The organism is Herminiimonas aquatilis (genome assembly GCF_042665175.1).
Lineage (GTDB): Bacteria > Pseudomonadota > Gammaproteobacteria > Burkholderiales > Burkholderiaceae_D > Oxalicibacterium > Oxalicibacterium aquatilis.
This window is the reverse complement of sequence record NZ_JBHTCC010000001.1, coordinates 416,864-428,400: the sequence shown is the minus strand read 5'-3', so window position 1 is coordinate 428,400 and position 11,537 is coordinate 416,864. Positions and strand designations below refer to the sequence as shown.

General features: G+C 53.3%; 10 protein-coding genes. 4 read left to right on the top strand and 6 right to left on the bottom strand.

Annotated elements, in window-relative coordinates; genetic code table 11:
* Window positions 1-29 precede the first annotated feature (29 nt).
* Window positions 30-596, top strand: a complete 567-nt coding sequence (dcd, locus tag ACFQO0_RS01870) for a dCTP deaminase (RefSeq protein WP_076591848.1) — start codon at window positions 30-32, stop codon at window positions 594-596.
* A 178-nt stretch (window positions 597-774) separates the two neighbouring features.
* On the opposite strand, the gene ACFQO0_RS01865 is transcribed toward dcd, so the two are convergent.
* Window positions 775-1,689, bottom strand: coding sequence for a sensor domain-containing diguanylate cyclase (locus ACFQO0_RS01865; protein ID WP_382232353.1), 915 nt, complete (start codon window positions 1,687-1,689; stop codon window positions 775-777).
* A 346-nt stretch (window positions 1,690-2,035) separates the two neighbouring features.
* Here ACFQO0_RS01865 and ACFQO0_RS01860 point away from each other — a divergent pair, with 346 nt between their 5' ends.
* From ACFQO0_RS01860 to ACFQO0_RS01850, 3 genes are all read left to right on the top strand, one after another.
* On the top strand, window positions 2,036-4,972 hold the full coding sequence (locus ACFQO0_RS01860) for an HD domain-containing phosphohydrolase (RefSeq protein WP_382232352.1): 2,937 nt from the start codon (window positions 2,036-2,038) through the stop codon (window positions 4,970-4,972).
* A gap of 130 nt (window positions 4,973-5,102) precedes the next feature.
* Window positions 5,103-5,429 carry a VOC family protein gene (locus ACFQO0_RS01855; protein WP_382232351.1) on the top strand — a complete coding sequence of 109 codons (327 nt, stop codon included), beginning with the start codon at window positions 5,103-5,105 and terminating at the stop codon, window positions 5,427-5,429.
* Between the two features lie 173 nt (window positions 5,430-5,602).
* Window positions 5,603-6,286 carry a type 1 glutamine amidotransferase domain-containing protein gene (locus ACFQO0_RS01850; RefSeq protein ID WP_382232349.1) on the top strand — a complete coding sequence of 228 codons (684 nt, stop codon included), beginning with the start codon at window positions 5,603-5,605 and terminating at the stop codon, window positions 6,284-6,286.
* Window positions 6,287-6,411: 125 nt separating this feature from the next.
* Here the strand turns inward: ACFQO0_RS01850 and ACFQO0_RS01845 are convergent, their stop codons facing one another.
* From ACFQO0_RS01845 to ACFQO0_RS01825, 5 genes are all read right to left on the bottom strand, one after another.
* Window positions 6,412-6,867, bottom strand: coding sequence for a PliI family lysozyme inhibitor of I-type lysozyme (locus ACFQO0_RS01845; protein WP_382232348.1), 456 nt, complete (start codon window positions 6,865-6,867; stop codon window positions 6,412-6,414).
* Between the two features lie 93 nt (window positions 6,868-6,960).
* Window positions 6,961-7,383 (bottom strand): VOC family protein, encoded by a 423-nt coding sequence (locus ACFQO0_RS01840; protein WP_382232347.1) that lies wholly within the window; start codon window positions 7,381-7,383, stop codon window positions 6,961-6,963.
* Between the two features lie 127 nt (window positions 7,384-7,510).
* Window positions 7,511-9,766: an Orn/Lys/Arg family decarboxylase gene (locus ACFQO0_RS01835; protein ID WP_382232346.1), complete on the bottom strand. Its 2,256-nt coding sequence runs from the start codon at window positions 9,764-9,766 to the stop codon at window positions 7,511-7,513.
* A gap of 202 nt (window positions 9,767-9,968) precedes the next feature.
* The gene (locus tag ACFQO0_RS01830; RefSeq protein ID WP_382232345.1) at window positions 9,969-10,463 is read right to left on the bottom strand and encodes a dihydrofolate reductase; all 495 of its coding nucleotides are present in this window, start codon (window positions 10,461-10,463) and stop codon (window positions 9,969-9,971) included.
* 22 nt (window positions 10,464-10,485) lie between these two features.
* Complete coding sequence (locus ACFQO0_RS01825) at window positions 10,486-11,460, bottom strand: thymidylate synthase (RefSeq protein WP_382232344.1); 975 nt, start codon at window positions 11,458-11,460, stop codon at window positions 10,486-10,488.
* Window positions 11,461-11,537: the final 77 nt, after the last annotated feature.

The following is an 11,537-nucleotide window of genomic DNA, read 5'->3' as shown; positions in this document are numbered from 1 at the left end:
CGAATAACCCCCAATTTTTTACCGAAAACATGACAATTAAATCTGACAAATGGATACGCCGCATGGCGGCAGAAACCGGCATGATCGAACCGTTCGAGCCGGGTCAGGTGCGTCAGGCCAATGGCCAGAAAATCGTTTCCTACGGCACATCGTCGTATGGCTACGATATTCGCTGTGCCGACGAATTCAAGATTTTCACCAATATCAACAGCACCATTGTCGATCCGAAAAACTTCGACGAAAATTCATTCGTCGATGTCAAAAGCGATGTCTGTATTATCCCGCCGAATTCCTTCGCACTGGCGCGCACGATTGAATACTTCCGCATTCCGCGTAACGTGCTGACGATCTGCCTGGGAAAATCGACGTACGCGCGCTGCGGCATCATCGTCAATGTGACACCGTTCGAACCTGAATGGGAAGGTTACGTAACGCTGGAATTTTCCAACACGACGCCACTGCCAGCGAAGATTTACGCAGGCGAGGGTTGCGCGCAAGTGCTGTTCTTTGAAAGCGATGAAGTGTGCGAGGTGTCGTACAAGGATAGGGGCGGCAAGTACCAGGGTCAGCACGGGGTGACTTTGCCTAAGGCGTGATCCGGTATTCACAGGCGTTCAAATGTGGCCAGACTCGTTTCTGGCCATTTTTTTGCGTTCCGATATCGTATTGAAACTTCATTGCGGTAGATTCCAGCAAATAGGGTGGGATAGCGCTTGATCAGCCCAATATTCAAGCGCAGGTATGTCTAGAAAAGAGGGCGGTACAGTCCCGAGACTATGTTTTTTCCAATGGTGGCAGCTCACTCATGCGCCGGCGCCCAGCTTCTTTTTCCTGATATAACTTTTCATCAGCACGATGCAGTACTTCGTCCACTGATGTGTCACCGCTAAAAATTTCACTCAAACCACCACTGATCCTGATGCCGTTAGCAAAGCCTATTGCAGCGGTTGTTTTCTCAATACTTGCACTTAATCGCTCGATGATGCTGAGAGCCTGATTTTGGTCGGTATGCGGCATGACGATTACAAACTCATCCCCACCAAATCGGGCCGCCATGTCGGGCGCGCGCAATTCTGCTATGCAGGATTGCGCTATTGCTTGTAGCGCTTGATCTCCCATGAGATGACCAAACTGGTCGTTTATTTTTTTGAAATCGTTGATATCGAAAATAAAAACAGCGGTGGGAATCTTGTAGCGGTTGAAAAGTTCGTGCTGATCCTCCAGCATCGCTAAAAGTTTTCGGCGATTGAATAAATTTGTCAGCGGATCGCGCTCACTCAGGGAGCGCAATTGCGTTTCTAGCTCGTGACGTTCGGTGATATTGCTGGCGACCCAAAGGACCGCATCTTCCCCTCTCACCTGAAAATTGAGTGCCTGCACCCGTCCCTCAAACCAAATGACGTTTGAAGGTCCCCCTTCCAGTCCTTTGACATCACTTCCTGCAAGGCCGTATTCAACAATGTGGAGTTGGTGTGATGAGAGGGCCTTTTCGATTTCTTTCGCAAACCACATCGCTTTTTCAGCATGCAATACGTCTTGAAGCGATTTGCCAACCAAGCCGCTGCCATCGTGGTAATAGCGTAAATCACTACCACCGAAAATAGCCGCATAGCAGCCACTGCGAGTAAGGATAAAAGCTGGATCAGGAAGTGCGGCGAGGATATCCGCTAACTGGTCTTCTGAAAACATGGCAACTCAATGATCTAATTAATTTTGAGTAGCTTACCCTAGCATCAGGAAAAAGTTTCTTTTTGGCATGTAAAAAAGTATGTATTCATTCTGAGTTGAGTCGGCGACATCTTGCTCAAGGTGGTCAGGTCGTATGGGTTAACGTTCTATTCGCTCAAAATTCAAGCTCAGATTTAATTTCAGCGGACTGCGAGCCGTTCCTTGCCCATGCTTGAACCGGATATGCCATCAAATATTGTCAAAAACATTGCCAAAAATCATGTTTTTTGCATGAGCATTTAACAAATCTGTAGCAGAATAAGCATCACTTGATTCCCTGACAATTTCACAGATGGGTAGGTGCTTCATGAAGTTCAAGTTTCCTCTGCATATACACCTGTCCACGCTTTTTCTTTTGATGACGCTCGTCATTAGCGGTCTCATTGCCGGTGTCAGTTATCAAATGTCTTATGACATGCTGGAGACGTCAGCGCAGGATCTGACCCAGCGTGCCAGCCGCGAAATTGCCGGTGAGATCAAGGGCATTATCGGCCCGGCCAATACCAGCGTAGAGCTTCTCAGTTATCACCAGCTGACTTCTGCAGAATCGCTGCAGGAGCGTCTTGCCAGCTTTGACGTCTTCCTGCCTGCGTTGGAAAATGACGCGGGCCTGACTTCTCTTTTTATCGGTTACGACACCGGCGACTATTTTTTTGTGCATCGCCTTGATAGCGAGGAGGAGCACATCAAGTACCGCGCTCCCGAAGGGAGCCGCTATCAACTGCGCAGCATTGAGCACGGCAATAGCGCTGTGGAGGGAAAGTACATCTATCTGGATGCGCAGATGCAGGTTCTGGCCGAAGAGGCACACCCGGAATACGCTGCAGAGTTCGATCCACGCCAGCGCGGCTGGTATCGGAGTGCACAGGGTGCTGCGGGCACCATCACGACCGAACCCTATCTTTTTTTCTCGATCGGCAAGGTTGGTCTGACGGTCGCCAAGCGGGCGCAGAATGGCCATGCGGTGATTGCTGCCGACATTCCCCTGTCTGCCTTGGGTGCGGCTTTGCACCGGCAGAAGGTGACACCCTCCAGTCAGTTGGTATTGGTCAGTCGTGATGGCCATGTGGTGGCCTACGAGGATTTGGGGCGGTTGATCGCGGTGCCAGCAAAACCTGGCGCGCAGGGGGAGGCTGTACTTAAGCATCTGGATGATTTCGACATTCCTGCGCTGGCCGGGTCGGTTAGCTCGATTACGAAAAATATGGCATCGCAAGGCATTGCAAGAACGGTTGAGGTGGAAGGCGAGGACTGGCGTGTTTCCGTGTTGCCGATAGCACTCGAAGGCTCCGAGCCCTTATACCTGATGACGGCGATTCCGAAGAGCGAGTTGTTCGCCACTGCGCTGAAAATTCGTTCCGCCTCTATCCTGATTACCCTGCTGGTTATCCTGATTGCGCTGCCTGTGATCTGGTTTGTGGCGCGCGCCATTTCCAAATCGATGCGGATACTTGCCAATGAAGCCGAGGCTATCCGTCAGTTTGAGTTCGATCAGCCTATCGTTTTGCGCTCACATATCAGCGAGGTGAATTCACTGGCCGAAACCATGGACCTAATGAAGAGCACGGTACGCAAGTTTATGGACATGACGCATGCGGTCGCAGCGGAGAACGATTTTGAAAAACTGCTGCCGATGTTGTTACGCGAAACCATGGTCGCCGGCGAGGCGCAGTCAGGTGCACTGTATCTGATAGACGGCGATAAGCTGCTGCCGTTCACGGCGGTGTCGAAAAATGGTGAAGAAGTCAGCCGTGGTTTACATCCCCTGGATTTGGATATGCTGCCGACGAGCTTGCAAACGGCAATCGACCAGCAGCAGGCACAGGATGCAATGCTGACGGCCGACGAAGTGGTAGCTGCGGGTTTGAATGCATTGTGCGAGCAGACAGAGGCGTCATGGATGGTCGCGGTGCCGCTTTGCAATCGGCAGCATGAGTTGCTAGGGCTGATGCTGTTGAAACGCAAGACGCGCATTAGCAGTGCGCAGCTGGCTTTCGTTGGCGCCTTGTCGGATTCCGCCAGTAGTTCGATGGAAACGCGAGGCCTGATCCGCGATCAAAAGGCATTGTTTGAAGCCTTTATACAATTGATCGCAGGGGCGATCGATGCCAAGAGTGCTTATACCGGTGGCCATTGCGCGCGCGTGCCTGAGTTGACCAAGATGCTGGCGCGGGCGGCATGTGTGCAAGACAGCGGCCCCTACGCCGACTTCGATCTGAGCAAGGATGAATGGGAAGCGGTGCATGTCGCCGCATGGCTGCATGATTGCGGCAAGGTGACTACCCCCGAATACATAGTGGATAAGGCCACCAAGCTGGAAACGATTTACGACCGTATCCATGAAGTGCGTATGCGCTTTGAAGTCATCAAGCGCGACGTCGAGATCAATTGCCTGCGCGCGATCGCCGCCGGCGAAAACAAGCAGATCGCAGAGGCAAGGTTGGCTGAAGAGTGGCGCGAGCTGGATGAAGAATTTGCTTTTGTCGCGACGTGCAATGAAGGCGGCGAATTCATGGCGCCAGAAAAGGTAGAGCGCCTGAAGCTGATCGCAGCGCGCACTTGGTTGCGTACGCTGGACGATACGATGGGGATTTCACATGAAGAAAAACAGCGTAAGTCCGCTGGGTCGGGAGCGTCATTGCCGGTAACTGAGCCTTTGATGGCTGACAAGCCTGAGCATTTGTTTGAACGTCGTGCGCAAGACAAGATCGCGCCGGATAATAAATGGGGATTCCGCGTCAAGGCGCCTGAGCTTCTTTACAATCGCGGCGAGCTGCACAACCTGTCCGTCAGTCGCGGGACCTTGTCGGAAGAAGATCGTTACAAGATCAACGAACACATCATGCAGACCATCGTCATGTTGTCGCAATTACCTTTCCCGCGGCATCTGCGTCAGGTACCCGAGATCGCCGGCGGACATCATGAAAAAATGGATGGGACTGGTTATCCGAGGATGTTGAAGCGGGAAGAAATGAGTCCGGTCGCACGGATGATGGCCATCGCCGATATTTTCGAGGCGCTGACTGCTGCAGATCGTCCTTACAAGAAAGGTAAGCCGCTGTCGGAAGCGCTGAAGATCATGGCTTTCATGAGCAAGGATCAGCACATCGATACAGAGCTTTTTACGTTATTCCTGGAGTCAGGTGTCTACCTGGAATACGCACATTGTTATATGACAGCCGAGCAGATAGATGAGGTGAACATCAATGATTATCTGCATAAGGCTGCGGTACAGACAGCGTGAACGACGGATGGCGTCGTCTTAGGAATTCCCTGTCGCTACGCACCGTGCAAATCTGGAATGGAGTACATGATGACTGTGCATCTTGATCACCTTCTGGTGCCATCGCGCAACAAGGTGGCTGCCAGCAAAAATGCTGGCTGAATTGCTGGACCTTCCATGGTCTGAAACTGGAGTAGGGCCGTTTGCACCGGTTTATCTAAACGATGGCTTGACGCTGGACTTCGATGACTGGCGCGATCCGGTGCCATCGATGCATTATTTTTTTCGTGTCAGTCAGGACGAATTCACTGCCATCCTCGCGCGCATCCAGCGTGCTGGCATAGCCTATCGCAGCAAGGTACATGGCCCGGTTGATTACCAAGTCGATACGCTGCATGGCGGCAGTATCGTCTACTGGAATGAGCCCGACGGCCATCAATGGGAAATGCTGACGGTGAGTTATGTCCGTCTGGAGTAATAGCGAAGGACGTGGCGAGTCTGACATTGCCGTCCCGATTTTTGTTTGATGGAACGATGGGCGCTATCATCTACTCTTAAGGTTGTTGGCGAAGCGCAGCGTTTTCGTGTTTGGCTGTTTTAACCCTCAATTCTGCCGAACCATTTTGTTCTGCAGCAACATCTGGAGCACCCATGAAAATCCTTCTTGTTCTGACTTCACACGACCGCCTCGGCGACACTGGCAAGAAAACCGGTTTCTGGCTGGAGGAATTCACCACGCCTTTTTATGTGCTTAAGGACGGTGGTGCAGAAGTGGTGCTTGCCTCGCCCAAGGGCGGTCAGCCGCCGCTTGATCCCAAGAGCGACGGGCCGGATTCGCAGACGGAAAGTACAGAACGTTTTGCCAATGATGTCGCTGCCAGGAAGCAGCTGGCCAGCACGAAGAATCTCTCAGACATGAGGGCGGAGGACTTCGACGGCGTCTTTTATCCGGGCGGCCACGGCCCGATGTGGGATATGCCGGACAATCCGACATCAATCACCTTGCTGGAGGCTTTTGTGCGTGCAGGCAAGCCGGTAGCGGCAGTATGTCATGCCCCGGCGGCATTGGTGAATGTACGCGATGCCAACGGTGACTATCTGGTCAAGGGCCGTAAGGTAACCGGCTTTTCGAACGGTGAGGAAGATGCGGTCGAACTCAGCGACGTAGTGCCGTTCATGCTGGAGGACAGGCTCAGGGAGCGCGGCGGCATTTACAGCAAGGGTGCAGACTGGGCCGCCTATGCAGTAGTGGACGGTCAATTGATCACAGGCCAGAATCCAGCCTCGTCGCAATTGGTCGCCGAGAAGTTGCTTGAGCAGATTCGCAAAGCGTAAGCGTAGGTGTGAAAGTGAATGTGCCACTGGAAAGCCGCGCGCTTTCCAGTGGCGGCAATCAGTTATTTGCGCTTCTCTTCCTTAAATCAAATTGCAGACCTCGCATCTCAAAGACGCAAGCAAGGTCAGCGTCCACGATGCAATTTACTCTTCAGCGCCTTGATGGGATCTTTCTTCGCATCCATTCCTGCGATGGACGTCAGCAAACGTACTGAGTTGTTCCGTATGCTGAATGCATCTACCGTCACAAATGCGCCACTGCCGGTATAGCGCGTGATGACGATGATCTCCGCTTTGCCATCATTGGTCAGATCTGCGAACCTGATTTCTGTCAGTGCACCGTTGCGCGGCCTTACCAGACCGGTGATGAATCGATCATAGGGGTAAGCCGGATCGTTCTTTGCATAGAGTTGCAAGCTGTAGCTGCCGGCACTGCGCGGCTCCAGCATGCCTTCTTCTGCGACGACGGTCATGCCTTGCGGCATGGTCGCGCTGATAGTTCTGTGCTTGTCGGCAGCCTCGGAGGTTACCGTGGTGCCTGCGATCAGCAGGCTGCAAAGCAAGAGCGTAATTTTATGCATTGATGGCGTTTCTTGTAAATTGGCAAGGCTGGTTGACGAGGTATGTGAAGGAATGCTCAAATTTCATGCTACTGATATCGGATGCCACAGCGATCAATCCTGTGCATCCCAAGCGGGATTCCAGACAACTTCCCATAGATGGTGATCCAGGTCCTTGAAGTAGCCCGCGTAGCCACCCCAGAAGGTATCGTGCGGGGCCTTGACGATGGTTGCGCCGGCATCTTTTGCCTGCAGCATCAGTGCATCCACGTCGTCCCTTGATCCGGCATTGTGGCCGATGGTGAAGTCCGTTGCGCTGCTCGGCGTGACGGCGAGGCCGGTATCGTGAGCAATACTTTGGCGTGGCCAGAGGGCGAGTTTCAAGCCGCTTTGCAAATCAAAGAAGGCAACTGCGCCATGTGCGAATTCCTGTCCGATGATGCCGTCTGTTTGCAGGCCAAGTCCGTCGCGATAGAAACGCAGTGATTTGTCGAGGTCATCGACCCCAAGGGTGATGACGGAGATGCGTGGTTTCATGGCGGGCTCCTTTGCGCGGAAGTGGAATAGTCTGGTTGATGCAGATAGGTGCCGGAAATAAATAATGCAGCACCAGGCTGCATTATTTTATTGTGGTGACGCTATCGATGCGTCAATTTGCGCGTTCTTATTGACGCACGCAATCGACGAAGTAGCCGCGTCGGCCGTCGACTTCACGCGTCACCAAACCGTGGACGTCGGTTTCGAAGCCAGGGAATTTCTCGTTGAAGTCGCGTGCAAAACGCAGGTAATCGACGATGGTCTTGTTGAAGCGTTCACCTGGGATCAGCAAAGGAATACCTGGTGGATACGGCGTCAACAGGATGGACGTCACGCGGCCTTCCAGTTCGTCGATAGGTACGCGATCGATCTCGCGATGCGCCATCTTGGCGAATGCATCCGACGGTTTCATCGCTGGCTGCATGTCGGACAGATACATCTCGGTGGTCAGGCGTGCCACGTCATATGCCTTGTAGAAATCATGTATCTGCTGGCACAGATCGCGCAGGCCGACGCGTTCATAGCGCGGGTTCGCCGCAGCGAATTCCGGCAGGATGCGCCACATAGGCTGGTTCTTGTCGTAGTCGTCCTTGAACTGTTGCAGCGCGGTCAGAAGCGTGTTCCAGCGACCTTTGGTGATGCCGATCGTGAACATGATGAAGAAGGAGTACAGCCCGCATTTTTCAATGATGACGCCGTGTTCAGCCAGATACTTGGTCACGATAGACGCCGGAATACCCGATTCGCCAAACTTGCCGTCGAGTGACAAGCCAGGATTGACGATGGTTGCCTTGATCGGATCGAGCATATTGAAGCCCGGTGCCAGATCGCCGAAGCCATGCCAGGTATCTTCGGCGCGTATCATCCAGTCGTCTTGCGTCCCTATGCCTTCTTCGCTGAAGGTGTCCGGTCCCCAGACCTTGAACCACCAGTCGGCCTGGCCCCATTCTGCTTCGATCTTGCGCATGGCGCGGCGGAAGTCGAGTGCCTCAAAAATACTTTCTTCTACCAGCGCGGTGCCGCCTGGTGCTTCCATCATGGCAGCAGCAACGTCGCAGGACGCGATGATCGAATACTGCGGCGAGGTCGATGTGTGCATCAAGTACGCTTCATTGAAGGCATCCTGATCCAGCTTCACTTTCTCGGATTCGCGCACCAGAATTTGCGATGCCTGCGACAGGCCGGCCAGCAATTTGTGTGTCGATTGCGTCGAGAAAATCATCGACTCTTTGGCGCGCGGACGGTCTTTGCCGATCGCGTGCATGTTTTTGTAAAAATCGTGGAACGTCGCATGCGGCAGCCAGGCTTCATCGAAATGCAGCGTATCGATTTCGCCATCCAGCATGTCTTTCAGCGTTTCGACGTTGTAGATCACGCCGTCGTAAGTCGATTGCGTGATCGTCAGGATACGTGGCTTCTTGTTGACGGCTTCGCGCGCAAAGGGATTGGCTTCGATCTTCTTGCGGATGTTTTCCATCGTGAACTCGGCCAATGGAATTGGGCCGATGATGCCGAGGTGATTACGGGTCGGCATCAGGAATACCGGAATCGCGCCGCACATGATGATCGAATGCAGAATCGATTTGTGGCAGTTGCGATCAACGACCACGATGTCGCCGGGCGCGACTGTCGAGTGCCAGACCATCTTGTTCGAGGTCGATGTGCCGTTTGTCACGAAGTAGCAATGATCGGCGTTGAAGATACGCGCAGCATTACGTTCGGATGCGGCGACCGGGCCGGTGTGATCGAGCAACTGGCCGAGCTCTTCGACCGCGTTGCAGACGTCGGCGCGCAACATGTTTTCACCAAAGAATTGATGGAACATCTGGCCGATAGGCGATTTCAGAAAAGCGACGCCGCCCGAGTGGCCAGGGCAGTGCCATGAATATGAGCCATCTTGCGCGTAATGAACCAGCGCGCGGAAAAATGGCGGCGACAAGCCATCCATGTAGGATTTGGCTTCGCGGATGATGTGGCGTGCGACGAATTCCGGCGTATCTTCAAACATGTGAATGAAGCCGTGCAGTTCGCGCAGGATGTCATTCGGAATGTGGCGTGAAGTGCGTGTTTCGCCATACAGATAAATCGGGATGTCGGCATTCTTGTGGCGAATTTCTTCCACGAAAGCGCGCAGCGATTTCAGCGCGTGATCGGTTTCTTCAAACGAGCCTGCGCCGAATTCCTCATCGTCGATAGACAGGATGAAAGCGGATGCGCGCGATTGCTGCTGCGCGAATTGCGACAGGTCGCCATAACTGGTGACGCCCAGCACTTCCATGCCTTCTTTTTCCATCGCATCGGCGAGCGCGCGGATGCCAAGGCCCGAGGTATTTTCGGAACGAAAATCTTCATCAATGATGACGATGGGAAAACGGAATTTCATGCAGTCTCCAAGACGACGGAAGTGGTACCCATTGGGCACCTAATAAGGAAAGCGAATTTTCGCAGATATATACAGAATTTGGGGAGAAAAAGCCGCGGATCTGGTGAACTACGGCCCCTTGTTACCAGAGTGATACGACAGGAATGGTCACTAGTGTCGCGCGTGAGCGTGACGGCGGTATGACAAAAACTTTGGCTCAAGCTCAGTCTTGGCCGATACGGTCATAGGTAATGTAAGCGTAATCGAAACCATTCGCCTCGGAATGATGTTCCTCATGCGCTACTTCCTGCCATTCTTTGAGGTCTATCGCCGGGAAAAATGCATCGCAGTTGAAGCTCTTGCCTATCTTGGTCACGATCAGGCGGTCGGTGGCCGCGAGCGTATCGGCGTAAATCTGCGCGCCGCCGATGATGAACGCCTGCTGATTGCCTATCAGTTCTTTGGCCGCAGCAATTGAGGTCACGGCTTCCACGCCGGCATGTTGCCAGTCGGGATTACGCGTAATGACAATATTGCGGCGGTTCGGTAAAGGTCGGCCGATGGAATCGAAGGTCTTGCGCCCCATGATGATGGTGTGCCCGGAGGTCGTGCGCTTGAAGTGCGCCAGATCTTCCGGCAAATGCCAGGGCAGGGTGTTGTTGATGCCGATGCCATTATTGGTATCGGTAGCGACGACGATGGTCAGGTGTGCAGGCATGTGATTCGTTCAGGGAACAGGATTAAACCGCCATCGGCGCAGTCAGTGGCGCGTGATGTTCGTAGTTTTCGAGGCTGAAATCGCCGGGTTCGAGTTTTTCCAGCCATTCCGGTTCGTATTTGCCAGTAGTGGCGTAATCAGGGATGCGATCCGACAACACCAGCTTAGGGGCTGCATATGGTTCGCGCGTCATTTGTTCATTCAACATATCCAGATGATTTTCATAGATATGTGCATCGCCGATGAAGTAAGTGAACCACTTCGGCTTGTAGCCGGTCAGGCGTCCGACTACGTGCAGCAAAGCTGCCGCTTCCGCCAGATTGAAAGGCGTTCCGAGGCCGAGATCATTGCTGCGGATGTACAGGCACAGCGAAATCTCTTTAGTCGTCGCATTCGGGATGAATTGATACAGCAAATGACAGGCAGGCAGTGCAATCGCGTCGAGGTCGGCGCAGTTCCAGCCGTGGAACAGGATGCGGCGACTGCCAGGATTGTTGATGATGGTATCCAGACAATCACGTAGCTGATCGATTGCCTTGTACATCAAGACTTTGTCGACGCCGTCGTCGCTGACCGCCGAGACCAGGCGAAAACCGCGTTTTTGCGCATCCTTGATTTGGTCTTTGTTATCAGCATCCAGCAATTTGTAGGCTGGCCATTGGCGCCATTGCACGCCGTACACCGGGCCCAGATCGTCGTCACCTAGGCGATACGGATTTGCCAGCCATTCGGCGTTTTCATTCGCATTCTGATCCCAGACCTTGCAACCCAGCGCGCGGAATTCGGCGGCGCTGCGGCTTGCACGCAAAAAGCCGATCAACTCGCCGATGACCGATTTGAACGCCAGGCGCTTGGTAGTGATCGCTGGGAAACCGTCTTTTTGCAGATCGAAACGCAGCATCGCACCGGGAATACTGATGGTGCGGATGCCGGTACGATTTTCCTGCCAGGTTCCGGAGTCGAGGACGGTCCGCACCAGGTCAAGATATTGTTTCATGCATAGTCCGTTTGTGATTTTTGTTGGCAGCGGAACATAGGTATCCCCATATTCCGTAGAAAACCGCTATTTTAACT

Excerpts from the sequence above, each read along its gene's own strand:
- dcd (WP_076591848.1), top strand. The coding sequence starts at position 30 with ATGACAATTAAATCTGACAAATGGATACGCCGCATGGCGGCAGAAACC.
- ACFQO0_RS01865 (WP_382232353.1), bottom strand. The coding sequence starts at position 1,689 with ATGTTTTCAGAAGACCAGTTAGCGGATATCCTCGCCGCACTTCCTGAT.
- ACFQO0_RS01860 (WP_382232352.1), top strand. The coding sequence starts at position 2,036 with ATGAAGTTCAAGTTTCCTCTGCATATACACCTGTCCACGCTTTTTCTT.
- ACFQO0_RS01855 (WP_382232351.1), top strand. The coding sequence starts at position 5,103 with ATGCTGGCTGAATTGCTGGACCTTCCATGGTCTGAAACTGGAGTAGGG.
- ACFQO0_RS01850 (WP_382232349.1), top strand. The coding sequence starts at position 5,603 with ATGAAAATCCTTCTTGTTCTGACTTCACACGACCGCCTCGGCGACACT.
- ACFQO0_RS01845 (WP_382232348.1), bottom strand. The coding sequence starts at position 6,867 with ATGCATAAAATTACGCTCTTGCTTTGCAGCCTGCTGATCGCAGGCACC.
- ACFQO0_RS01840 (WP_382232347.1), bottom strand. The coding sequence starts at position 7,383 with ATGAAACCACGCATCTCCGTCATCACCCTTGGGGTCGATGACCTCGAC.
- ACFQO0_RS01835 (WP_382232346.1), bottom strand. The coding sequence starts at position 9,766 with ATGAAATTCCGTTTTCCCATCGTCATCATTGATGAAGATTTTCGTTCC.
- ACFQO0_RS01830 (WP_382232345.1), bottom strand. The coding sequence starts at position 10,463 with ATGCCTGCACACCTGACCATCGTCGTCGCTACCGATACCAATAATGGC.
- ACFQO0_RS01825 (WP_382232344.1), bottom strand. The coding sequence starts at position 11,460 with ATGAAACAATATCTTGACCTGGTGCGGACCGTCCTCGACTCCGGAACC.